This is a genomic window from Antarcticibacterium sp. 1MA-6-2 (assembly GCF_021535135.1).
Classification (GTDB): Bacteria; Bacteroidota; Bacteroidia; order Flavobacteriales; family Flavobacteriaceae; genus Gillisia.
This window is the reverse complement of record NZ_CP091036.1, coordinates 1783612-1808778: the sequence shown is the minus strand read 5'-3', so window position 1 is coordinate 1808778 and position 25167 is coordinate 1783612. Positions and strand designations below refer to the sequence as shown.

The following is a 25167-nucleotide window of genomic DNA, read 5'->3' as shown; positions in this document are numbered from 1 at the left end:
TAAAGATGAGAATAACCTAGGTTTCTTCGCTTTGAAAATAAATGTTCCTGTTATCCGGTAACCAACCCATTGTTCCTCCGCTAAAAGAATAACCTATCCCGGGGCCCGCAATCCAAGCTTCATCTCTTTGGCGGTCCAGGTTTTTGAGGTCTCCGGTTTCAAGATCAAGCAGCGCGATCCACCTGTCTTTATTATCCTGGGAGCGAACATTTACCACAGCCTGTGTTCCGTTATCAGAAAAATATGGGCCAGAAGGAATGACTTCCCTTTCCTTTTCTTCCCATTCCTTATCGGGATAATCTGCAGTATAATCAGGAAGATCTTTTATTCCGGGTAGTTCATTGGTTTGCACCATATAAATGGTATCCTTCTCAAGATTGTAGACGGCAAGTTCTACTTTGGTAGGATCGTCGCCTACTTTACTTCGCGCAGGCAGATTTGCTGTATAACCCGATGCATCTACATAGTTAGGAACATCGGTTCTTTTATTGTCGGTTCTTGTAAATAGACTGAAAGTTGCGAATTTACCATCGGGAGAAAGCTGTAGGTTTGAAACAGATCTTTTTCCGGTATAGAAAGTAAAAGGTTCTCCTGCAGTCTGACTCCGATAATTTTTGCTTGCTTCCCTTTTGTCTTCCCTTTGCTGAACGACCTCCAGTAATCCAAGATTTTCGTTTCTCACCCAATCGTCCTTATCATTCAATTTAGTCTCGTTATCAGATTTTTCTCCTGAACTAATATTTGTAATCTTATTTATACTTCCGTTTTGCAGATTGTAAACAAAAATATTATCGTCTAAACTGAAGGAAATTTTATTTTCGTCACTCATAAATTGAGGATTATTAATACCACTTAATTCAATAAGTTCCCTGCTGCTTTTGTCCGTCAGAGAGTATAGTATAAGTGCATCATCCTTTACATATACTTTTTTATCTCGTTTTTTATTAAAGTCACCAGATCCCGGGATTAGCCTCTTTTCTTCTGCATACGCCACTTTCTCAATTTTATTTTTATCAGAAAGAGCTATTTTGTAAAGAGAATCTTCAGGATCTTTTTGCAGATTATATTTGAAATAGATTGTTTTACTGTCTTCCCCCCAGCGCACATTAGAAGGAAAGGTTCCCATCCATTCCGGATCCTGCATAATTTTCTCTACAGTCAATTCGCTCTGCTGGGAAAAGGAGATGTGGAACCAGAATAATAGAAAGAAAAACGGAGAAAATTTCTTGAGTGTAAGTTGCATATGATTAGCTGAAATAATTTAGAATTTAATTCCGGCCAATATAATTAAAAATCTCAATCTGTTCCCGCAGTACTACCTGCTTAATGTAATTTCGAGAGGTTTAGAATCACCCAAAGTTTTAATTAGAATTTTTGCTGAAGAATTTCCTGCCGTTCCGGAAGATGAAATCTGAATTTTTACAGTTTTACGAGGACCCACTATAATAGGAGAGGAGAGTTCTGACTTTAACTGAAAACCTTCAGCATTATTAAGCTGCAGGTAACTTATAACTATAGATTTTTCCCCGGGATTAGTGAGAATTAACTCCTGAACAGGATTTCCTGAACCAAACGATAGGGAATCTTTAGAGGCTTTTAAGGAACTAACCTCAAATTCATCAAAAGTTATATCAGAATTATCTGAAGCAGGGAGAATTTCAAAAGAAGTGAGTTCGGGACCACCGCCTCGATTTCCACTTCCGGCACCAACAATAATATTATCTTCAAGATAAACGGCCTGGGTACCGTGGCGGTAGGTTTGTAATGGAGTTAATTCTTTCCAGGTTCCGGAAACAGGATCCAGGGATTCCACTTCATTGTGAGCTACTTCCTGGGTATCGCTTTCCCCGCCAATAACCAGGTAAGTATCATTATAAACAGCTGCAGCGGTAAGCACGGGGAGTGGGAATATCGGCCATTGTGTTCCAGGTATTGCTTTTGAAGTCGTAGACATTGGTTTCTTTAACTGTTCCCGAGAACCCGGTTTCTCCACTTCCTGATCTTCTCCCACCTGCAACAAATAATTTATCATTTATAACAACTGCCTGAAAATGATCTCTGGCAACGGGGGCATCGGCAAGAATCTTCCATTGGCCTGTATAAGGATCATATTCGTCCAGCCAGTTTACCCAGCCAGATGTATGGCCGTTGATGATCCCGTTTATAAGGTAAATCTTTCCATTGTGAGCCACAGCTCCTGCCGCGCCTCTTCTCCGGCCATGTGGAATTTCACTTCCTATTGTCCACGTGTCTTCTTTAAGATCATAAATTAAAATATGGGTTAAAGGAGTCTCATAGGGCCAGGAACCTGTAAAACCGCCCAGAATGTATACGAGCCCGTCAAGACTTACGGCCTGCATATGATGCATTTCCAAAGGAGGCTGTGCACCCTGGCTCCATTTTTTTTCCTTAATATCGTAAATATCTACAGGTTTTTCACCTCTTCCACCAATAAGGACGATTTTTTCACCTACGGCTACGAGGGCATTTTCGTGTCTTGCCAGGGGTTCATTTGCAGCTTCCATATTTCTCCAATTTAGATCCTGTGCATGCACTGTTGGTGAAACAAATGCCAGAATAAGAATAAAAAGAAAGTGCCGCATAATAAACATTATTAAATGAAATCTAAAGATATACAATTCCGCTCTAAAAACAGGAGGTATGTTTTAACCTCGTCTTAACCGGAAATCATTAAATATTTCATTAAGTTGATTATCAAATAATTTTAAATAGCTGAAAAATGGAACTGAAAACACTTTTCTTAAACTGTACTCTAAAGAAATCACCTGAAACTTCAAATACCGAAGCTTTTATACACGAAGCGGAAAAAATCTTCAATGAATTAGGAGTAAAAACCGAATCGGTGAGAGTAGTAGATCATAATGTGAAATTTGGAAACACCTCCGATGAAGGAGAAGGAGATGACTGGCCCATGATCCTGGAAAAAGTAAAAGCTGCAGACATGGTAATTATTGCTACTCCTATTTGGAGAGGAGACAGGGGCTCTGTCGCTAAAGTCGTTAATGAGAGATTCGATGGAGTAATGAGTGAGGATACTGCTGAAAATGGACAATATCTAAGTTATAACAAAGTAGGAGGTGTAATGGTAGATGGTAATGAAGACGGTGCGAAAAAAGCGATTTCCAGCATTGTTTTCGATCTTAGTGAACAGGGTTTCACAATTCCCGTCAACGGCTTCACTTACTACGTAGGAAAGGCAGGACCAGGACCAAGTTACATTGAAGCTGAAGGAAATAAACATGAATTTACAAATAATATGATCCTGCTAATGGTCCATAATATGGTGCATATGGCAAAAACGTTAAAAATGAATCCTTATCCTACGCCAGTAAAGAAGCTGAAAGAACGGGCAGAGAAAATGAGCGAATAGTTTGAGGAGATCCCGGGCTTGAGTATATTGCACCTATGAATTTAGAAAATTACATCCGGAATATTCAGGATTTCCCCCAAAAAGGAGTTGTATATAAAGATATTAGTCCTTTGCTGCAAGAGCCGGAGGCAATGCGAACTGCCGTCAATTTGTTTCTTAAGAATTTGGGCGACATAAAAATAGATAAGGTGGTGGGAATTGAGTCACGGGGATTTTTCTTTGCTACTCTTTTAGCTGAGAAATTAAACGCTGGCTTTGTACTTGGTGAGAAAACAGGGAAAGCTGCCATATAAAACTGTAAAAGAAGCTTATGCCCTGGAATATGGAACAGGAATTTTGGAAATACACGAAGACGCTATAAAACCTGGAGAAAATGTTCTTTTACACGATGATGTCCTGGCCACTGGCGGAACTGCTTTTGCTGCCTGTAATTTAATTGAGAAACTGGGAGGAAAAGTTGCTCACTGTAACTTTCTTGTAGAAATATCTTTCCTGAGCGGGCGCGACAAATTAACGGCGCATCCTGTAGATTCTTTGCTGAAATATTAAGTTATTCGAGGGAATTTTTTGTAACCCATAGTTTCCATCCAATTATTGCTTTTTGTTTTTTAGTAGCTTTTTGAAGATCCAATCGCTGCTTCGAATAGCTGGGAAGAAATTTTTTATTGAATCTCGACAATAGCCTAAAAAACTTCTTTTTCATTATTTGCAAAGTGGTTGGTTAGCATAAAGATATCAAAAACCATGGTATAAACTGCATTAGAGTTTTTGGTCCCGGTAATACCTCGTTTTAGGTATAAAAAAAAGAGCAAAATTTTTTTGCTCTCCTTCAAATCAAACAAATAAATATTATTTATTTTTTCTAATTCCAGGTGGATTGGAGGTAACAATTACAGAATTGTTTCTTACCCCAACAAAAACATCTGGAATACCTTTTTCAACTTCGTAAGTTGCAGATGCACTGCTGCCATTCCTTTTTGCACTAATTGTGATATGAGTTATAAGGCCATTATTATTTCTTTTTACATCATCAAAAGTGACGTCGAGATTTGCCTGCTCTTTCAACTGTTTTTGGGTTATTTTTAAACCTTCTTTGGTAGTAGAAGCACTCACTTTAGTAAAAATAGGTTTTGTTCCTTCCCGTAGTTTTTCTAATTCTTTTGTTGTTATTTCAAGTACCCCATCCCTTGCCTTTTCACCATATTTATCTGTGGCATTTTTACCTTGTAAAACATTTATGGAAGCAATATTTTGAGGGTCCAGAGAATTCATATCGTAATCCTTACCCATTATTCTTTCGTTAATTACGTAGAGAGGTTCCTTTTCAGAATTGTTTAAATGGAAAGTGTTACCAGGAGATGATCTTGTGGTGTACTGGTAAGCATTTACATCTACACTATCAGCTGAGATAACAAAAGGTGCATCAGATTCATACCGGACGTAGGAGGTAGTTCTATTAAAGTGGGTAGAATCCCCATCAGCTCCTCTGGATGACGTTATAGAAATACTTTGGTTTTTAACAACAGTTGGACTGGTGCTAAAAACCACCTGCTTCTTAAAGTGTTTTGATTTTACCGTATCATTCCTGGTATGTATTGCAACTAATCCGTTTTTTCCCGAACGGCCGTAAAGGCTGGTGGCATTAGCTCCTTTAAAAACCTGGATACTGTCAATAAAAGATGGGTTTATTGTGTCTAATGTAGTGGCATTTACAATTTTACCGTTAACTATGTAAACAGGATTGCTGGTTCGTGTCGTATCCTTATCAATAAATACGTTTCCGTTACCTTTATTAACTCCCGCATGCGTACTAAAAGTATTGGCTTCAGGATTATTGTTCAGGCTTATAAAGCTGGGTCTTGTTCCTTTGCTAATTTGAATATAATCATTTCTCAAAGTAGCATTGTCTTTATCAATTTTATTTAATTCGGCTTCAAAATCATCTAAAATTTTTCCCTTATTTATTATCAAAGCTCCGTCCTTTGCTGTGTTTCCATAGATCTTTTCAGCTTCAGAAGGAGTAAGGCTGCTTATTTTTCCAAGAACTTTAATGGTCTTCTCAGCGAGTTTGGTGGTAGTGTAGGTCTTTCCTTCTAAAACAATTAATGGATCCTTTCCCAGTTGAGATAATAAGGATTGATGATCAGAAGGGTCTGAAGATTTTCCACTTCCAAATCCTATTCCCCCATCTTTCTTATAATAGAGAGTAAAACTCTTTATTCCGTTAGAGTTATTGCGTTTCAGGCTTCCGGACTTATTAGTACTACGGTCAAGAAATTCAGCAGTTATTGAGGTTAGTAATCCGGCGTCGTTATATTGCACTTCCTTAAAGTTCAACTGCACATCATATTTATCAAATAGGCTGGTATAGCTGTTAAGCTGTTCTTGTGTAGTCGATTCGTTGATGTTGACGGATACCTTTAGATTCGATGCAGGTTGGGAAGTACTGTCGTTTTTCTCAATGACCTGTGCAACGGTTTTGATATTAAAAAGAACAAGAAAGGCAACTAATACAAGCAGGATAAGAACAGTTTTCCAGGAAGCTCTATTTGAAGATTTTGATTTATTTAGCATCACTATTCTTTTTTTAATTAGAGACTGATAAAAATTATTAGTCAGCGCCAGGTTTGGATTTTTAAGTGAAATTTTGACGAGAGCTTTTTGATATTCTTTTTTACAGGATACTTCTTTGACGGCCTCATCGTCTGCAATGTATTCAAGATTTTGCTGAAGGTTTTTTAGATAAAGCCACGCAAATGGATTGAACCATTGATAAACCAGATTAAAATTTGCCAGCATCACATCAAAAGTATGAAGCTGTACAACGTGAATTTTTTCGTGTTTTAAAATATGCCTTAGTTCATTAGGCGAATGTAAACTGGGATTATAAACAATGTAATTGAGAAAGGAAAAGGGGGCGATTTTTTGATTTGATTCAATTACTATTGAGTTGTCAAACTGTGATTTTTTACCAGAAACAAAGAATTTTCTTAAGGAAATAAGCTGAAGTAAGAGCCGTACAGCCATAAATATACTACCCAGTAGGTATACTAAAAATAGAATTTGAAGAGGTGAAACAGCTGGTTCTTCCGGAATTACTTCTGTAACCGGAAAATTACCTTCAGAAAAAAAATATTGAGTTTTTGGAGCTTCTATTAGAACTGTTCGCGTAAAATAAATTGCAGGCAAAACTGCTGAAGCTAATAGCCCACCAACGAGAAATTTCCTGTTTGTTTTAAAGGAAGTGTCTTTTCTAAGCATTGTGATATAAAAAAGGAAGAACACGCTCAACAAGCCAACACTTTTAAGAAGATATATTAAAAAACTTTCCATTAGTTCTCATCTTTTTTCTCGATGATCTCGAGAATTTCCCTTAGCTCTTTAGCACTAATCTTCTCTTCTTTTGCAAAGAAGGATACCATACTCTTATAGGAATTATCAAAAAATTTTTTGGTGGCTGTACTCATAAATTGTTTCCTGTATTCTTCTTTTGAAACCACGGGGAAATATTGATGGGTTTTGCCATAAGCCTTATGAGAGACGTAGCCTTTATCCTCCAGGTTTCTAATAATTGTGGAAACGGTATTATAATGTAAATTTTCCTCAGGAATTTCTGCCAGCACTTCTTTTACAAAGGCCTTTTTTAATTGCCACAAAATATGTAGGATCTCTTCTTCTTTATTAGTTAATTTTTCCATTTGTACAAAAAACGTTTTTAATAAACCTATGATTATTTCAAATTAACGATAAATATAGTTATAAACCTATAAAAATAGTTATTAATTTATATTGTAGTCCAGTGGCACCATTTCAGCTGCTCTCTTTCCACCCATATGCCCCGAGACTGTTAGGCCATATGGGGGAGTATGGTTTCCCAGGGCGTCAATAAAAAAAATATCCTCCGCGTTTAAAGCACTCTGCTCAACTTCACGATAGAGGATGGTAATAGGGCTTTCCACCACCTTAACCTTTATTAGTCCGTTTTCCATATTCAACTGAAAATATTCGTAGGGTGCCACTTCGAAACTTTTTCTGAAGATCCTGAAATTGTTTTCAGTTAGAGTCCTGGCAGCAAGGGACCGCATAAAGTGTAATGCTGAACCTGAGTAGGCTGATTTCCTGTTTTTCAGAAATTTTCTAGAAGGTGATTTTTTAAGCTCTTTGAAAAAACTAAGGCCTTCAAAATATACCATCTTTGCCAGATGTAACCCTGAAGATCCGGTGCTGAATTCTACTCTAAAGTCTGTTAAGTTGTAGGTCACCTCGTATCCCAAATGGCGGTTAATTATAGTAAGAGGTTCCTTAGCCTCAGCAACTAAAACTTCCTTTGAAGGAATATAAGTGAGAGTAATTACTTCAGGGTTTGTTATCCTGCATCTGCTGGCTGCCATTGATGAACCCAGGAACTCTCTTTTAAATATTCGTAATTTTCTTTCCCTGCTCCAGGGGTCGGGTTCAAGTACTACTTCCGGGAGGGATTCGGTACTTTCGTCCAAATATATTTTAAGCAGTACGTTCTCTTCAGCATTATAATTATTTAAAATAATAGTTTCATATCCCAGGGAACTTATTACTAAAGGACTGGTGGTTGTATTCTTTAGAGGGAGTTTAAATTCGCCGTTTTGGTTAGTGGAAACTCCCAGACTTGTACCATCGAAATATATGGATGCTCCAAAGAGTGCAGTTGAATCTTTCGCGCTGTAGACCGTTCCCTGTAGAAGTCCCTGCGCATTTATTTCGGTTGAATTATATATGAATAGAAATAGTAAAATGGGGAGCGCAAATTTTATCTTCATACGGGAAATTTAATCAAATATAACTATTTATGTAGTTTTACAACTTGTTTTATAGTTATTATTTTGATTGCCCATACTATCATTGTTCTTTATCTTCGTTCAAAATTTTTTTAGATGAGTATTTTGTTTATCCTTATTGGGCTTGCTCTACTTGTGGTGGGTGGTGAATTTTTGGTAAGAGCATCTGTAGCACTTTCTTTTAAGTTCGAAATTTCTAAAATGGTAATAGGTTTAACTGTTGTTTCCTTTGCAACTTCAGCGCCTGAGTTACTGGTGAGCCTGCAGGCAGCTCTTAATGGATTTTCTGATATCTCCCTGGGGAATGTAATAGGTTCCAATATTGCCAATATTGGACTGGTGCTGGGAATTACAGCTATTATTTCACCTTTAATGGTAGATCGGGATTTCTACAGGTTTAACTGGCCAGTTATGATGCTATTTTCAATTGCACTTTATTTCTTACTATCTACAGGGGATGAACTTTCCAGAATAGAAGGCGTAATTCTTCTCGTTGCTCTTGGGCTTTACCTTTTTTTACTTATAAGGCGAGCCAGAAGAGTGCAAATTGAAGTAGAGGAGGTAGATGAATCCCTCGCCGTTACTACTAATTTTAAAATCGGTGCCTGGTTAATTATAGGAGGTCTTGCTTTATGGGGAGGATCAGAATTATTAGTGTCGGGAGCGGTAGACGTAGCAGGAATGTTAGGGGTGAGTGAAAGAGTGATATCTGTTACCGTTATTGCAATAGGAACCAGTGTTCCTGAACTTGCAGCCTCGGTAGTTGCGGCTTTGCGCAAAGAAAAAGCTATCTCCCTGGGAAACCTTATAGGATCCAATATTTTTAATATAGCTTCGGTTCTTGGCATAACGGCGATCATCCAACCTATTTTTGTAGCTTCTGATGCTATTCTCAATATAGACATCTTTTGGATGATGGGATTTGCATTTATCTTAATTCCCCTGGCCTTTCTTCCCGAAAAATTCATTTTGAGCAGGTACAAAGGAATAGTGCTTTTTGCTGCATATGCCGTTTATATAGCTTTAACCTTTATAAATTAGGGAGGGGCTTCAAAAAATTTTATATCGTTTTCGGATTTTTACCCTAAAACTTAGGGGGTGTTTGCGAAAAAAGTTTATTTTTGTTCCTGGTAATTTTAAATTAAACAGCACAAAATGTCAACATTGCGATTCCAGGCTTTAAAAGAAACTTTAAACCGTAAACTAGTAAAGATCGAAGAGAACGAACGTCGTTCAGACCTCTTTGGAAAAAATGTGTTCAACGAAACGGTCATGAGGCAATTCCTTACCAAGGAGGCCTACCAGAGTGTTATTGATGCAAATAAATCCGGCTTAAAAATTAGTCGTGTGGTTGCAGATCACATCTCTACAGGTATGAAAGAATGGGCCATTTCTAAAGGAGTTACTCATTATACACATTGGTTTCAGCCATTAACTGGTTCTACTGCCGAGAAGCATGATGCCTTTTTTGAAACTATAGGGGATGGACTGGCAATTGAAAAATTTGGCGGTAACCAATTGGTTCAACAGGAGCCTGATGCTTCAAGTTTCCCACATGGTGGTATAAGAAATACCTTTGAAGCCAGAGGTTATACTGCATGGGATCCAACTTCACCTGCTTTTATATATGGAACGACTCTTTGTATTCCTACAGTTTTTGTTTCTTACACAGGAGAGGCTCTGGATTATAAAACCCCACTACTACGTGCATTACAATCTGTTGACCAGGCTGCGACTGCTGTAGCAAAATATTTTGATAAAAACGTTACCAAGGTAACTGCTACCCTTGGATGGGAGCAGGAATACTTTTTAATTGATTCTGCCCTTGCAGCTTCAAGGCCAGATTTACAACTTTCAGGTCGTACCTTACTTGGACATTCTCCTGCAAAAGGACAACAGTTAGATGATCATTATTTTGGATCTATTCCTTCACGTGTCCTGGCATATATGATGGATCTTGAAAAGGAATGTATGTTACTTGGAATTCCGGTTAAGACCCGGCATAATGAAGTTGCTCCAAATCAATTTGAGCTTGCACCTATATTTGAAGAAGCAAACCTTGCAGTAGATCATAACTCTTTAATTATGGATCTAATGGACAAGGTGGCTGAAAGACACAATTTTAAAGTTCTTTTTCACGAAAAACCTTTTTCCGGAATTAACGGAAGTGGAAAGCACAACAACTGGTCACTGGCTACAGATACGGGAGTAAACCTTTTGGGTCCTGGTTCCACACCAATGAAAAATTTGCAGTTCCTGACTTTCTTTATAAATACTATAAAGGCAGTTCAGGAAAATGAGGAATTACTTCGTGCGACTATTGCGAGTGCATCTAATGATCACCGTCTTGGTGCTAACGAAGCTCCACCTGCAATTATATCTGCATTTATCGGAAGTCAATTAACTGAAGTTCTTGATGAATTAGAGAAGGTAACAGATGGGAAATTATCTCCACAGGAAAAAACCGATCTAAAATTGAACGTGGTAGGGAAAATTCCTGAAATCCTTTTGGATAATACCGATAGGAACAGAACATCTCCTTTTGCCTTTACTGGAAATAAATTTGAATTCCGTGCAGTGGGATCACAGGCAAACTGTGCCAGCCCAATGACTGTTCTTAACTCTATTGTTGCAAAACAATTAATTGAATTCAAGAAAAAAGTTGATGGTCTTATCAAGAATAAGAAGATGAAGAAGGATGATGCTATCTTCAATATTCTTAGAGAATACATCAAAGAATCTAAAAAGATTAGATTTGAAGGGGATGGTTATGGAGATGCATGGCAGGAAGAGGCAAAAAAGAGAGGTTTAAGTAATAACAAAACCACACCGCTAGCTTTAAAAGTTCAGGTGGCTGATAAAACCATTGCCCTTTTTGAAGAATTAGGGGTGATGAACCGAAAGGAAATAGTAGCACGGCACGAGATTGAACTTGAAGATTACGCAATGCGTATTCAAATTGAAGGGCGTATCCTGGGAGATATCGCGAGAAACCATGTGATCCCGACTGCAATTCGTTATCAAAATTTGCTGATAAAAAATGTTAGAGGTCTAAAAGAAATTTTTTCAGAAAAAGAATTCAAAACTCATTCCAAGGAACAACTTGAATTAATAACTGAAATTTCTGAACATATTGAAAATATCAATCGCGATATTAATGCAATGATCGAGGAACGCAAGACAGCAAATAAGCAGGAACATGCCGAAGAGAAAGCTTTTGCATACTGTGATAATGTGAAGCCATTCTTTGATAAGATCAGGTACCATTGTGATAAACTGGAGTTAATTGTAGATGATGAAATCTGGCCATTAACTAAATACAGGGAATTACTATTTACAAGATAAAAATTCATATTTAAGAGAGAAGCCCTGCAAATTTTGCGGGGCTTTTCGTTTATACCCCCTAAATTAGATAATTTCTATCGATTTTTTTGCACCAGGAAGTAGACTGGGGATTTAGAATAATAAAAGATACAGTCGCTTCAAAAAAAATCAAAACCTTGTATCTTTGAACCACGCTTTTTAAAATTGAGCTGTCATGAGTCAGGAAACCAGTAAAAGATATGCTTAAGCAGAGGAGTTTCTGCAGGAAAAGAAGATGTTCACAATGCAATTAAAAATGTAGATAAGGGATTATATCCTAAAGCATTTTGTAAAATAGTTCCCGATTATCTTACTTAGTGACGAAGAATACTGCCTGATTATGCATGCCGACGGTGCTTAGGTACAAAATCTTCCCTGGCTTATATGTACTGGAAGGAAACCTAGGTGATCTCTGCGTTTGGAAGGGAATTGCACAGGATGCACTTATTATGAATATTGATGATCTCTTGTGCGTAGGTGCAACAGACAATATTTTGCTGTCTTCCACCATTGGTAGAAATAAGAATGTGATTCCCGGGGAAGTTATCTCTGCAATCATTAATGGAACAGAAGAACTACTGGAGGATCTTAAAAAGTTTGGGGTAGAGATCCATTCTACGGGAGGCGAAACGGCTGATGTTGGCGATCTTGTAAGAACGATCATTGTAGACTCTACAGTAACAGCGAGGATGAGAAGGGAAGATGTTATAGATAATGCTAATATAAAGCCCGGAAATGTTATTGTAGGTCTTGCTTCTTATGGTCAGGCTTCTTATGAAAAACAATATAACGGCGGAATGGGGAGTAACGGTTTAACCTCTGCGCGTCATGATGTATTCTCTAAAGCTTTAGCTGAAAAATATCCGGAAAGCTTTGATAATAGTATTCCTGAAGAACTCACCTATTCCGGTACCCGCAGTCTTACAGATACTGTTGAAAATTCACCATTGGACGCCGGAAAGCTGGTTCTTTCTCCTACGAGAACTTATGCCCCGGTTATTAAGAAAATACTGTCACGGTTCAGCAATAAAGAAATTAACGGAATGGTTCACTGCAGTGGCGGAGCACAAACAAAAATCCTTCACTTTATAGAGGATCTACACATCATCAAAGATAACCTGTTTGAGATACCACCGCTCTTCAAATTAATTCAACAGGAAAGTAAAACAAACTGGAAAGAGATGTACCAGGTCTTCAATATGGGACACAGGATGGAACTGTATGTTGACGAAAATATAGCTGATGAAATTATAAGCATTTCCAAATCTTTTGATATTGATGCTAAAGTAGTAGGGAGGGTAGAAGCTTCAGATTCAAAAAAGCTTACGATTAAAAGTGAGTTTGGAGAATATATTTATTAGGTCCATCAGAAGCTGTTGTTTACCCGCATTTTAATCCAGTTAATTTAACTTCCCGTAATTAAATATTGTTGGTCTTCCAGTTCCCGCGGATCTTTAACCAGTTTGGTACAGCCATTCTTGATAAGGTATAGATCATCAGCAAGATCAATTATGTGTTGATAGAGATGATCTGTAAGTATTATTGCTTTAGTCCTTGCTTCCGCTTTTAGTAGTTTTTTAAATTGTTCGATATAAATAGGAGCAAGGTGTGTAAAAGGTTCGTCCAGGAGTAGTATTTCAGCTTTGCTTTTAAGAATGAGATATATTTCAACTATTCGTCTTTCCCCTCCGGAAAGCTCATTTACATTATAATTTTGATATCCGGAGTGATTGCTGAAATCTGCCACAAAATCTTCCCAGGATACTCCAAAAACCTTGAATACTGTTTTCAGTTTTAAATGTGTAGGAATAAAAGGATCCTGTGGCAAATATTTGACTATTCCTTTATAAGTATACAGTGGTTTAAGGTGAGGTTTGTTATTGATCCTGATGAGCTTGTGGTGAGGATTTAAGCTTCCGAAGATCACTTTTAGAAGACTGCTCTTTCCGCATCCGTTCGTTCCTAATATACTCGTGATTTTTCCTGTTTCTGCCTTAAGGTAGATCCCTTTTAGAAGAACCTCAGTGGAATAACTTAATTCTACGTTATCAATTTCAATATACATGGGAAAAAGGAAGATAGGTAAGAATTAAGAGCAAGAGATCAAAGACGAAAGCAACGGCAAACAGGTAGTAAGTACTCACTGAAAGGTTGTGGTAAAAAGTTAATTTGTACTTTAATTTTGTAGTGAGGTAAATTAGTATCAACCAGGCGAAAAAGAGAAATTTTATTGCAATACTTACTTAAGCAGTGCGATGCCTATAAATAGTAGTAATAGATTAACCAGTACAGAGGAAATTAGAAATCTCCTGTAGAACAGAAAAACTAATTTGAACTTGTAGATCATACCTCTGGCTTCTAACCAAATCTACATTTAAATATTTAATTTTCACAATTATCCTTAGTAATAGAAGGAAGGTTTAGTAACAAATTCAGAAAAAAGGATTATTCACTAAATATTTGATTTTTCCTGACAGTCTTTAAAACTGTACCTGCAAATCCGTCAAATTATCGTAAATTTGGTACGAAAATTCCACCTGATTATTTATGATTGAGAAGCTGAATATAGTGAAGCAACGGTTTGATGAGGTTAATGATTTGATCATTCAGCCGGATGTGATTGCAGATCAAAAACGTTATATAGAGTTAAACAAAGAGTATAAAGACCTAAAGGCCTTAATGGAGGTGCGGGGAAATTATATGACTTTGGTAAATAATATGAAGGAAGCACAGGAAATTATTGCTGATGGCAGTGATCCTGAAATGACTGATATGGCTAAACTTCAACTGGAGGAAGCTAAAGGTGCTATTCCTGCCCTGGAAGAAAAGATAAGAATGATGCTTGTCCCTAAAGATCCTGAAGACGCTAAAAACGTGGTGATGGAAATCCGCGCCAGTACCGGAGGGGATGAGGCCAGTATTTTTGCCGGGGATCTTTATAAAATGTACACCAAATACTGCGAGAGCAGGGGTTGGAAATCTACAATAGTAGATTACAATGAAGGCACCAGTGGAGGTTTTAAGGAGATGATCTTTGAAGTAGCCGGAGAAGATGTTTACGGTACATTAAAATTTGAAGCTAGTGTGCATCGCGTACAACGCGTTCCTCAAACTGAAACTCAGGGAAGAGTCCACACCTCGGCCGCAACCGTTATGGTATTGCCCGAAGCGGAAGAATTTGATGTAGAGATAAATCCTAAAGATGTAAGAATAGATTATTTCTGTTCTTCAGGTCCAGGTGGGCAATCTGTAAACACAACTTATTCAGCGGTAAGATTAACCCACATTCCCACAGGTTTGGTAGCACAGTGCCAGGATCAAAAATCACAGCATAAGAATAAAGAAAAAGCTTTCCGGGTTTTGCGTTCCAGGTTATATGAGCAGGAACTTGCCAAGAAGATGGAGGCTGATGCTGCAAAGCGGAATTCCATGGTTTCGAGCGGGGACCGTAGCGCAAAGATCAGAACCTACAATTATGCACAGGGTAGGGTGACAGATCATAGAATTAACCTAACGCTTTATGACCTGGGGAATATAATCAACGGAGATATTCAGAAGATAGTAGATGAACTGCAGTTGGTAGATAATACAGAGAAATTAAAAGAAAACAGCGATGTTTTTTAGGAGGTTTGTAAACAATGATCCTTTCCCGGGGGCTATAAAATAACCCTCGGAAGAATAGACGTAGGTTCAGACCTCACAGGTTTTCAAATCCTGTGAGGTCTTTCCGCAAAACCATCACTATTTACAAAATTACGTCAATAACAGCTTGTTTCAGGAAATAGCAATCGATTGATTGCTAAATTTTTTAAGCTCTTAGAAAAAACTAATAATTAATGACTACTCAGGAACTGATTTCCCAGATACGTAAGAAGAAATCATTTTTATGTATTGGGCTGGATACCGATTTAGATAAAATTCCAACTTATTTACTTTCTGAAGAAGATCCTATTTTCTCTTTTAATAAAGCAATCATTGATGCTACACATCAATTTGCGGTTGCTTATAAGCCAAATACTGCTTTTTACGAAGCCTGCGGGAGGAAAGGTTGGAAATCGCTGAACAAAACCATTGATTACCTTAATGAAAATTATCCGGAGATCTTTACAATTGCCGATGCTAAACGTGGCGATATTGGCAATACTTCAACAATGTATGCCAAAGGTTTTCTTCAGGAAATGGGCTTTGATTCTATAACCGTTGCCCCATATATGGGAAAGGACTCCGTAGAACCGTTTTTATGTTTCCGGAACAAGCACGCGATTTTACTTGCGCTCACATCTAATGAAGGTGCATTTGATTTTCAAACTCTTAAGACAGACGGTACCCAGGTTTACAAAAAGGTGATAGAAGTTTCCCGATCCTGGAAGAATGCTGAAAGACTTATGTACGTCGTGGGAGCTACAAAAGCTGAATACCTTGCAGAAATTAGAAAAATTATACCTGATAGCTTTTTATTAGTACCGGGTGTCGGTGCCCAGGGTGGAAGTCTTGCTGAAGTATGTAAATATGGAATGACGAAAGATGTGGGTTTACTCGTTAATTCTTCCAGAGGAATAATATATGCTTCTGAAAGTTCCAACTTTGCCGAAATTGCTGCTGCAAAAGCTGAAGTCCTTCAACGACAAATGGCTGAGCAATTGGAGAAATTTAAATAAAATGATTTTTAGGGATCAACTGCAGCGGGAAATCCCTTTGAATAAAACACCCCGGCGCATTATCTCACTGGTACCCAGCCAAACTGAACTCTTGTGTGACCTGGGCTTACAAAATTCTCTCGTAGGGGTGACAAAATTTTGTGTACATCCGCAAAATATCCGAAAATCAAAAACAGTAGTGGGCGGGACTAAAAATGTTCACCTGGAGAAAATTGCTGCGCTCAACCCAGACATTATCTTGTGTAACAAAGAGGAGAACACTCAGGAAATGGTGGAAGAGCTAACTAAAATAGCACCCGTTCACTTATCGAATGTAATCACTTTTGAGGACTCGCTTGACCTAATTTTCCAATATGGAGAAATATTTGAAATTCAGGAAACAACGGCCGCGCTTGTTAAAAATATTATAGATGCCAAAAATCGTTTTGAAGAAGAGGGGATACGTACCCGTTTAAAAGTCGTTTACCTTATTTGGAAAAAACCATGGATGGCTGTTGGTGGAGAAACTTTTATTAATTCTTTAATCGAAATAAACGGTTGGGAAAATCTATTTAAGAACAATAAAGACCGCTATCCCGAGATCACACTTAATGATCTGGAAATGCTGAAACCTGACCTTGTTCTCTTATCTTCTGAGCCTTTTCCTTTTAAGGAAAAACATGTAATAGAACTGGGGGAGCAAATAAAGGCAAATATTCAACTGGTAGATGGAGAATACTTTAGCTGGTATGGCTCAAGGTTATTGCCTGCATTTAACTACTTTAAAGAATATCAGATAAAATTATCCAATTTTTTGTAGTTCATTCTTCTTAATTGTTCCCGAATCTTTCTCGCCCTCTCATTGATCTTGTCGCTTTTTTCTTTGTCTACCAAAGCAAGTTGAAATGCACGGTTCATCAACTGGGTGTACTTGTGGCTCAAACGATCTTCCTCACTTTTGAATAAAAATCCAAACATTGCAAATAAATTAAACCACAAAATTAGATTCCCCTTATTTAAATTCTACTAACTTCAGGTTAAATGAATGGTAAAAATAATAGCAGAACCTGTAAAAGTGTTAAATTTTAGTCCTGTAGAGCAAAAACCCTCTGTAAAAGCTGAGTTGTACGTGCTCCAAGATCTGTTCTAATTTCCTGTTCTTCAATGGCAATCATTGTATAAACACCTTTAAGTGCTTCCTGGGTGACATAATCTGCTAGATCGGGATTCACTTTAGAAGTTAGGGGTAAAGAATTGTATTTGTCTATAATGTTTGTCCATACCTGTGTTGCTCCAACACGATCCAGGGAAGTTTGAATTACGGGATTAAATTTCGAATAAAGTGGAGTGGCTGTTTTTTGGTTAAGGTAAGTTGTAGCTGCGGTATTATTTCCTAAAAGAATATTGCGGGCATCTGTAAAAGTCATTTCCTGTACGGCATTTACAAAAATGGGCGTAGCTTCTTTTACTGCATCTTCAGCAGCTCTGTTTAAAACTTTTAGACCTTCATCAGCCAAAGAATTCAGACCCAAATCTCTTAAAGTTTTGTCCACCTTTTGCAGTTCAGGTGGTAGAGTGATTCTCACCAGTTCATTTCTGAAAAAACCTCCTTCCTCAGTGAGTTTTGCCACTTCCTTTTCAATTCCGAAGTTTAAAGCCTGTTTTAATCCTGAGGCTATTTCAGTATTTGATATTCCGTATCCGCCGCCCGGCACCTGGTTTGCTATATCCTGTAATTCGGCACAACCGGAAAATAATGGAATGAATAGTAGGAGGAGTAATTTTTTCATAATTTTCTTTTTCTCAAATGTAGAGATTAAAACTTTAATCATCAATCAGGCAAAGTAAGGCGGGAATATTAAAAATGATGTCTGTTCTTTTGTGCCTAAATTTCCGCTATATTTAACACCTGAAAAATGGGTGCCGCTCCCATAGTTTTGAATAGAAACCAGGACAAACAGTAAACCAGTTGCAAAGCTTTAGAAAAGAAAATATTCTATAGCATTTGTGACTGGTAAGAATTTGTTAATTGGTGGATTGTTTTTGTAATTTCCTCATAACTTAATGCGTGCCAGTAAAGAATAATTGATGCAGCTATTAAATAACCTAGGGAATTTATTCATTAAACAGAGAATTGGCCAAATAGACCATTTTAGATCCAATCCGGAAGATGTACAGGAAAAATGTTTAATAAATTTAGTACAAACAGCACGCAACACAGAATATGGCCGGAAATTTAATTTTGCTTAAGCATTAAAAGCATAAGGGAATTCCAGCAACAAGTTCCTATTACAACCTATGAAGATTTACAGCCATACATTAATAGGCTCCTCCAGGGGGAAAATAACTTGTTATGGCCTTCTGAAATTAAATTGTTTGCAAAATCTTCAGGAACTACGGGAGATAAAAGTAAAATAATACCCGTTTCTAAAGAAGGTTTGCAGGAATGTCACTATCAGGGAGGAAGAGATATGCTCGCCCTTTATGTAGATAATCATCCCGATTCTCAAATTTTTTCAGGAAAAAATCTTTCTATTGGGGGAAACCAGGAAAGCAAAGCTTCCAAAACAACATCAGACTCTGAACTTTATATTGGAAATATTTCAGCCATTGTAATGAAGAATCTCCCGTTCTGGGCTCAGTTTCGCAGAACTCCCAATCTGGAAGTAACTATGATGGAGAGCTGGGAAGAAAAAATTAAAATGATGGCTCAGGTTACCACTAAAGAAAATGTCACTAATATGGCAGGTTCTCCAATGTGGATCATATTACTGTTGCAGCACATCTTTAACGAGAAGAAAGTTAATTATATCCAGGATGTTTGGCCGAATTTAGAAGTATTCTTTCATGGGTCAGTTTCTTTTCTCCCATATCGTCCTTTATTTGAATTAATGGACAGGGATAAAAGTATGAGATATCTTGAAGTATACAACGCAACCGAAGGATTTTTTGGGTTACAGGATAGGATGGATGATCCCTCTCTCCTGTTGATGCTTAATTATAATATTTTTTATGAGTTCATTCCTGTTGAGGATTATGATAGTGAGAATCCCAGAATACTTTCTTTGGCAGAAGTTGAGTTGCATACAAACTATACTATGGTTATCTCTACAAATTCCGGGCTTTGGAGGTATAAAATAGGGGATACTATAAGATTTACTGAAAAACGACCTTACAGGTTCATCATTAGTGGCAGAACCAAGCATTGTATTAATATCTTTGGAGAAGACCTTTTTGTAGACCATGCGGAAAAAGCTTTAAGTGTAGCCTGTAAAGAAACAGGTGCAATTATGGAGAATTATACTGCAGCTCCAAAATTCTATGACAGCCGAAACAAAGGTTACCATGAGTGGGTAATTGAATTTGTCAAAGAACTAGGTGAAGATGGAACAATTTTCCCGTATCCTGGATGAGCAGTTATGTTTGCTTAATGAGGATTACAAGTCGAAGAGGAAAAACAATTCGGCTATTGAGCCTCCTGTAATAAACACCGTTTCTTCCGGAACTTTTTATAGTTGGTTGAAGCGACATAATAAGCTTGGTGGACAACATAAAATTCCACGATTATCTAACAGTAGGGATTTCATAGAGGAACTTCTTAAAGACAATACCCTTAGTACCACCTTATAGTCAAATAAGCGGCTTTATATTATTGAATATTTAAAGTAAGACTGTTATAATTTGATTTTCTTCAACTTCTTTGACCGTAACTCAGAGGTTTTAGGGAAATTCGTAAATTGCGACATTAATATTAGACACTTTCATGGAAGTACAGGCTCCTTATAAACCCAAAAATAAAGTTAGAATTGTAACCGCAGCTTCACTGTTTGATGGTCACGACGCGGCCATAAACATTATGCGCCGTATTATCCAGTCAACAGGGGTAGAAGTTATACACCTGGGGCACGACCGCAGTGTGGAAGAAGTGGTGAATTGTGCTATTCAGGAAGATGCCAATGCAATTGCAATGACTTCTTACCAGGGTGGGCATAATGAATATTTCAAATATATGTATGATCTGCTTCAGGAAAAAGGAGCAGGACATATTAAGATCTTTGGCGGTGGAGGCGGAGTTATTCTTCCGGAAGAGATTAAGGAGCTGATGGATTATGGCATAACCCGAATTTATGCGCCCGATGACGGCCGGGAAATGGGTTTACAGGGAATGATCAATGATCTTGTTCAAACTGCCGATACTCCAACTCCTCCTTTAAGCAAGAATGGAGAATTGCAAGAGGCGCTGGAAAGCAAGGATGTCAATACTATTGCTAGATTAATTTCACTGGCAGAAAACAGGAACGAAGATTTTATAAAAGCATTTAATTTTGACTCTTCCCCTTCACGGAGGCCGGGAGGGGCTACGCCCGTACTTGGAATAACAGGTACAGGAGGTTCCGGAAAATCCTCTCTTGTAGATGAACTGGTCAGACGATTTTTAGTAGATTTTCCTGAAAAAACTATAGGAATTGTATCTGTAGATCCTTCTAAAAAGAAAACTAGGTGGAGCTTTATTAGGTGACAGGATCAGGATGAATGCGATAAATAACCCTAGGGTATATATGCGTTCTCTGGCCACGCGACAATCAAATCTTGCCCTTTCCAAATATGTTTCTGAAGCGGTTCAGGTATTAAAAGCATCGGGTTATGACCTGATAATTTTGGAAACTTCAGGAATAGGACAAAGTGATACTGAAATTCTTGAACATTCTGATGTTTCTCTTTACGTAATGACTCCGGAATTTGGAGCAGCTACGCAGTTGGAGAAAATTGATATGCTGGATTTTGCCGATGTTGTTGCAATCAACAAGTTCGACAAACGTGGTGCGCTGGATGCTTTGAGAGATGTGAAAAAACAGTATCAGCGCAATCACGGCTTGTGGCATGAAGACCCTGAAAAACTTCCTGTTTTTGGTACAATCGCTTCCCAGTTCAATGATCCCGGAATGAATACTTTGTACCGGAAACTGATGAACAAGATTGATGAAAAAACAGGATCGGTATTAAACTCCAGTTTTAAAGTTTCTGAAGATACCAGCGAAAAAATTTATATTATTCCGCCGAACAGGACCCGCTATCTTTCTGAAATTTCTGAAAATAACAGAAAGTATGATGAAAAGGCCAATCAGCAGGTTGAGGTGGCGCAGAAACTTTACGGTTTATACAAGACCATTGAAACAGTTACAGGAAGTAAGGCTAATCTTAATCAATACGGAATAGAAGAAGATAACCTGGAAAGTGTGACCTCTTCAGAAAATAAGGATTTTGTAGAACTTTTAAAAAAGGAATTCGATAAACTGAAAATGGACCTTGATCCTTATAACTGGGAAATTATTACTCTAGTTGGGATGAGAAGGTGAATAAATATCGGGAACTAAGTTTATTCATTTAAAGTACGGGATAAGGAAATAAATATTAAAACCCATACCGAATCTCTTTCTCACACGCAGATTCCCAAGATCGCTTTGCCTAAGTATAGTGCCTGGGGAGACATTTTGAGATGGAATCTCCAGGAAAACGTACCGGGAGAATTTCCATACACAGCGGGCCTTTATCCATTCAAAAGAGCAGGGGAGGATCCTACAAGAATGTTTGCAGGAGAAGGTGGGCCGGAGAGAACAAACAGGCGTTTCCATTATGTAAGTATGGGATTACCTGCGAAAAGACTTTCTACAGCATTTGATTCTGTGACCTTATATGGAAATGATCCCGATCACTAAGCCGGATATCTATGGTAAAATAGGCAATGCCGGAGTTTCAATTTGCTGTCTCGACGATGCTAAGAAACTGTACTCGGGATTTGATCTTGCACACCCGTTGACTTCTGTGAGTATGACAATTAACGGTCCGGCTCCTATGCTTCTCGGATTCTTTATGAATGCTGCAATAGATCAACAATGTGAGAAATATATTAAAGAGAATGGACTTGAGCAGGAAGTAGAGGAGAAGATTAGGAAAATTTACGAGGAAAAGCAAGTAGAGAGGCCTGAATATCAGGGGAAATTACCTGAAGGCAATGACGGTCTTGGGTTAATGTTGTTAGGAGTTACAGGTGACCAGGTACTGTCGGCTGATGTTTATCAAAAGATTAAAACCGAAACTCTTAATGTCGTCCGCGGAACAGTGCAAGCGGATATTCTTAAGGAGGACCAGGCACAAAATACCTGTATTTTTTCTACGGAATTTGCTTTGAGGTTAATGGGGGATGTGCAGGAATATTTTATCGAAAAACAGGTGCGGAATTTTTATTCGGTGTCAATTTCGGGTTATCATATTGCTGAAGCAGGTGCTAATCCTATTACCCAATTGGCACTTACTCTTGCCAATGGATTTACATACGTAGAATATTACCTAAGCCGGGGAATGGATATTGACAAATTTGGTCCAAATCTTTCCTTCTTTTTCTCAAACGGAATAGATCCGGAGTATGCTGTTATTGGAAGGGTAGCCCGAAAAATATGGTCAAAAGCCCTTAAGAATAAATACGGTGCTAACGCCAGGGCCCAGATGCTGAAATATCACATTCAGACATCTGGTCGGTCCCTTCACGCACAGGAGATCGATTTTAATGATATCAGGACTACTTTACAGGCGCTGTATGCTATATATGACAATTGTAATTCCCTTCATACAAATGCGTATGATGAGGCTATTACAACCCCTACAGAAGCATCTGTAAGGCGTGCAATGGCTATACAATTAATTATCAATAAAGAACTCGGTCTTACCAAGAATGAAAATCCAATCCAGGGAGCCTTTATTATAGAAGAACTTACAGATCTGGTTGAGGATGCAGTGCTCCAGGAATTTGACAGGATAACTGAAAGAGGAGGAGTGTTAGGTGCAATGGAAACTATGTATCAACGCAGCAAAATTCAGGAAGAAAGCCTGTACTACGAAACTTTGAAACACAATGGAGATTTCCCTATAATTGGCGTAAATACCTTCCTTAGTTCTACCTAGTTCTCCAACTGTTACTCCGGGAGAAGTTATAAGAGCTACAGAAGAAGAAAAGCAATATCAAATTACAACCCTTGAAAATTTGCACAAAGCAAAAGCAGATAGAGCCGAAGCAGCTCTAGAAAAGATTAAAGAGGCTGCTATCCACAATGAAAACATCTTTGAAGTCCTAATGGAAGCTACAAAAGTGTGCTCCCTGGGACAAATAACCACGGCAATGTTTGAAGTAGGAGGGCAGTATAGAAGGAATATGTAATTTCTAAGTTAAAGAGTTAAAGAGTTAAAGAGTTAAAGAGTTAAAAAGGAAAAGTTATTTGCGTCTTCCTGATCCGGCTTGATGAGGAGAGTAATTTGAAGCTGTTCTATTTCTTTTAGAAGGTAACACGTTCAGCCTTAGGTAATATTTGATCTCATGTTTTCCTGAATTTATTTCAGGATCTAACATTGTAGTATTTCTCTATTCTTAAACATTAAATCGGAACAAGTTTGGCGCGGCGTAGCATTTTTTCGATTGTCATTATGAGTTCTATTTCAGTATCAATTTGAACAATTTTTATTTTTGACATTACCGCACTGAAAACATTCCGCTCCTACGGAGCTATTTGTTCCGGGGGTCTTATTGTGCTATAAATATGTCGCTCCTACGGAGCTTATCTTTATTAATGTCATGCATTTCTACAGACGTTCCCCTCCTCCGGAGCTAATTAAATTTTTAATAAAATGAGGTATCTAACCTCCAAACCAGCCTCAGAGAGGCGGCATATCTATAAAAATTGATGTGTCAGGTTTATAAAAATGTCCGTAGGAGCGGCATAAGAACCTCATGTTTTTGAATTTGAATATTCTTTTACCTGCAATGGTATTTGATCACGGGTTTTTCCTGAAATAGGGATTTAAATGAACATTCCGCTCCTACGGAGCTATTTGTCCGGGGGATCTTATTGTGCTATAGACATTTCGCTCCTACGGAGCTTATCTTTATGAAGGTTATGCATTTCTACAGACGTTCCCCTCCTCCGGAGCTTAATTAAATTTTTAAAGAGAACATGGTTCCTAACCTTAAATCAGCCTCAGAGAGGCGACATATCTATAAAAATTTTATGTGCCAGGTTTATAAAAAGCTCCGTAGGAGCGGCATAATAACCTTATGTTTTAGAATTTGGAAATATTTTTATTCCCCGCAATGGCCTCTATTCTCGGGTTAACTATTTTAAATAAACATTTCGCTCCTCCGGAGCTTAATTAAATTTTAAAGAGAACACTATTTCTAACCTTCAAACCAGCCTCAGAGAGGCGGCATATCTATAGAAATTAATATGCCGAGTTTATAAGAGCTCCAGAGGAGAGGAATAAGAACGCTATGTTTTAAAATTTGAATATTCTTCTCCCTGCAATTGTGTTTGATCTCGGGTTATTTCTGAAATTCGGATATGAGTAACCATTCCGCTCCTACGGAGCTATTTAGCTTGGGGTATTATATTGCTGTATACATCTCGCTCCTCCGGAGCTTAATTAAATTTTAAAGAGAATTTGGTTCTTAACCTTTAACCAGCCTCAGAGAGGCGGCATATCTATAGAATTAATATGCCGAGTTTATAAGAGCTCCAGAGGAGCGGCATAAGAACGTTATGTTTTAAAATTTGAATATTCTTCTCCCTGGAATTGTGTTTGATCTGGGGCTATTTCTAAAATTCGGATGTGAATAACCATTCCGCTCTTACGGAGCTATTAATCCTGGGGTCTTATTTTGCTATATACATCTCCCTCCTACGGAGCTAAATTTATGAATATATCACGCATTTCTATAGCCATTTCACTCCTACGGAGCTAATTGCTAGGAATTAAATTGTGCGATATACAAGTTGCTCCTCCGGAGCTTAATTAATTTTTTTATAAGAACGCTATTTCTAATCTTCAAACCAAGCCTCAGAGAGGCGGCATATCTCTAGAAATTTTATGTGCCAGGTTTATAAAAGCTCCGTAGGAGCGGCATTTAGTCAAGAAA

General features: G+C 37.9%; 18 protein-coding genes and 3 pseudogenes. 12 read left to right on the top strand and 9 right to left on the bottom strand.

Translation table 11 applies throughout. The features are described from left to right. Positions 1 to 16 precede the first annotated feature (16 nt). The 3 genes from LZ575_RS24250 to LZ575_RS09125 form a co-directional block, all read right to left on the bottom strand. The gene (locus LZ575_RS24250) at positions 17 to 1162 is read right to left on the bottom strand and encodes a hypothetical protein (RefSeq protein WP_409187196.1); all 1146 of its coding nucleotides are present in this window, start codon (positions 1160 to 1162) and stop codon (positions 17 to 19) included. Between the two features lie 153 nt (positions 1163 to 1315). Further along, complete coding sequence (locus tag LZ575_RS09130) at positions 1316 to 1897, bottom strand: kelch repeat-containing protein (RefSeq protein ID WP_235330370.1); 582 nt, start codon at positions 1895 to 1897, stop codon at positions 1316 to 1318. Next, a complete protein-coding gene (locus LZ575_RS09125; RefSeq protein ID WP_235330369.1) occupies positions 1872 to 2603 on the bottom strand; it encodes a kelch repeat-containing protein in 732 nt (243 codons plus the stop codon). The genes LZ575_RS09130 and LZ575_RS09125 overlap by 26 nt, the downstream gene beginning before the upstream one ends. 137 nt (positions 2604 to 2740) lie before the next feature. Here LZ575_RS09125 and LZ575_RS09120 point away from each other — a divergent pair, with 137 nt between their 5' ends. After that, positions 2741 to 3391: a flavodoxin family protein gene (locus LZ575_RS09120; RefSeq protein ID WP_235330368.1), complete on the top strand. Its 651-nt coding sequence runs from the start codon at positions 2741 to 2743 to the stop codon at positions 3389 to 3391. A 35-nt stretch (positions 3392 to 3426) separates the two neighbouring features. After that, positions 3427 to 3940 (top strand): annotated as a pseudogene (locus LZ575_RS09115) (adenine phosphoribosyltransferase). A 300-nt stretch (positions 3941 to 4240) separates the two neighbouring features. Here LZ575_RS09115 and LZ575_RS09105 read toward each other — a convergent pair. The 3 genes from LZ575_RS09105 to LZ575_RS09095 all read right to left on the bottom strand — a co-directional run bounded on the left by LZ575_RS09105 (position 4241) and on the right by LZ575_RS09095 (position 8187). Then, positions 4241 to 6724, bottom strand: coding sequence for a M56 family metallopeptidase (locus LZ575_RS09105; RefSeq protein ID WP_235330366.1), 2484 nt, complete (start codon positions 6722 to 6724; stop codon positions 4241 to 4243). Continuing rightward, a complete protein-coding gene (locus LZ575_RS09100) occupies positions 6724 to 7089 on the bottom strand; it encodes a BlaI/MecI/CopY family transcriptional regulator (protein WP_235330365.1) in 366 nt (121 codons plus the stop codon). Before LZ575_RS09100 ends, LZ575_RS09105 begins: the two co-directional genes overlap by 1 nt. 81 nt (positions 7090 to 7170) lie before the next feature. Beyond that, the gene (locus LZ575_RS09095; protein WP_235330364.1) at positions 7171 to 8187 is read right to left on the bottom strand and encodes a carboxypeptidase-like regulatory domain-containing protein; all 1017 of its coding nucleotides are present in this window, start codon (positions 8185 to 8187) and stop codon (positions 7171 to 7173) included. 114 nt (positions 8188 to 8301) lie between these two features. Here LZ575_RS09095 and LZ575_RS09090 point away from each other — a divergent pair, with 114 nt between their 5' ends. The 3 genes and pseudogenes from LZ575_RS09090 to LZ575_RS09080 all read left to right on the top strand — a co-directional run bounded on the left by LZ575_RS09090 (position 8302) and on the right by LZ575_RS09080 (position 12929). Beyond that, positions 8302 to 9246 (top strand): calcium/sodium antiporter, encoded by a 945-nt coding sequence (locus LZ575_RS09090; RefSeq protein WP_235330363.1) that lies wholly within the window; start codon positions 8302 to 8304, stop codon positions 9244 to 9246. A 114-nt stretch (positions 9247 to 9360) separates the two neighbouring features. Continuing rightward, positions 9361 to 11550, top strand: a complete 2190-nt coding sequence (locus LZ575_RS09085) for a glutamine synthetase III (RefSeq protein ID WP_235330362.1) — start codon at positions 9361 to 9363, stop codon at positions 11548 to 11550. Between the two features lie 193 nt (positions 11551 to 11743). Next, positions 11744 to 12929, top strand: a pseudogene (locus LZ575_RS09080) (AIR synthase related protein). A 44-nt stretch (positions 12930 to 12973) separates the two neighbouring features. Here LZ575_RS09080 and LZ575_RS09075 read toward each other — a convergent pair. Next, positions 12974 to 13633, bottom strand: a complete 660-nt coding sequence (locus tag LZ575_RS09075; protein WP_235330361.1) for an ATP-binding cassette domain-containing protein — start codon at positions 13631 to 13633, stop codon at positions 12974 to 12976. 482 nt (positions 13634 to 14115) lie between these two features. On the opposite strand from LZ575_RS09075, the gene prfA reads away from it, so the two are divergent. From prfA to LZ575_RS09060, 3 genes are all read left to right on the top strand, one after another. Next, the gene (prfA, locus tag LZ575_RS09070; RefSeq protein WP_235330360.1) at positions 14116 to 15192 is read left to right on the top strand and encodes a peptide chain release factor 1; all 1077 of its coding nucleotides are present in this window, start codon (positions 14116 to 14118) and stop codon (positions 15190 to 15192) included. Positions 15193 to 15404: 212 nt separating this feature from the next. Then, entirely contained in the window at positions 15405 to 16226 is an 822-nt protein-coding gene (pyrF, locus tag LZ575_RS09065; protein ID WP_235330359.1) for an orotidine-5'-phosphate decarboxylase, read from the top strand. 1 nt (position 16227) lies between these two features. Further along, a complete protein-coding gene (locus LZ575_RS09060; RefSeq protein ID WP_235330358.1) occupies positions 16228 to 17025 on the top strand; it encodes an ABC transporter substrate-binding protein in 798 nt (265 codons plus the stop codon). Here LZ575_RS09060 and LZ575_RS09055 read toward each other — a convergent pair. Together LZ575_RS09055 and LZ575_RS09050 are read right to left on the bottom strand one after the other, a co-directional pair. Then, a complete protein-coding gene (locus tag LZ575_RS09055; RefSeq protein ID WP_235330357.1) occupies positions 16998 to 17183 on the bottom strand; it encodes a Lacal_2735 family protein in 186 nt (61 codons plus the stop codon). The genes LZ575_RS09060 and LZ575_RS09055 overlap by 28 nt on opposite strands. Positions 17184 to 17290: 107 nt before the next feature. Further along, entirely contained in the window at positions 17291 to 17995 is a 705-nt protein-coding gene (locus tag LZ575_RS09050; protein ID WP_235330356.1) for a DUF4197 domain-containing protein, read from the bottom strand. Between the two features lie 298 nt (positions 17996 to 18293). On the opposite strand from LZ575_RS09050, the gene LZ575_RS24245 reads away from it, so the two are divergent. The 4 genes and pseudogenes from LZ575_RS24245 to LZ575_RS09040 all read left to right on the top strand — a co-directional run bounded on the left by LZ575_RS24245 (position 18294) and on the right by LZ575_RS09040 (position 23418). Then, positions 18294 to 18455: a GH3 auxin-responsive promoter family protein gene (locus LZ575_RS24245; RefSeq protein WP_409187195.1), complete on the top strand. Its 162-nt coding sequence runs from the start codon at positions 18294 to 18296 to the stop codon at positions 18453 to 18455. A gap of 2 nt (positions 18456 to 18457) precedes the next feature. Continuing rightward, the gene (locus LZ575_RS09045) at positions 18458 to 19618 is read left to right on the top strand and encodes a GH3 auxin-responsive promoter family protein (protein WP_311196102.1); all 1161 of its coding nucleotides are present in this window, start codon (positions 18458 to 18460) and stop codon (positions 19616 to 19618) included. Then, positions 19590 to 19835 carry a GH3 auxin-responsive promoter family protein gene (locus LZ575_RS22445; protein ID WP_255702888.1) on the top strand — a complete coding sequence of 82 codons (246 nt, stop codon included), beginning with the start codon at positions 19590 to 19592 and terminating at the stop codon, positions 19833 to 19835. The genes LZ575_RS09045 and LZ575_RS22445 overlap by 29 nt, the downstream gene beginning before the upstream one ends. Positions 19836 to 19968: 133 nt before the next feature. Further along, a pseudogene (locus LZ575_RS09040) lies at positions 19969 to 23418 on the top strand (methylmalonyl-CoA mutase family protein). The last annotated feature ends 1749 nt before the right edge of the window (positions 23419 to 25167 follow it).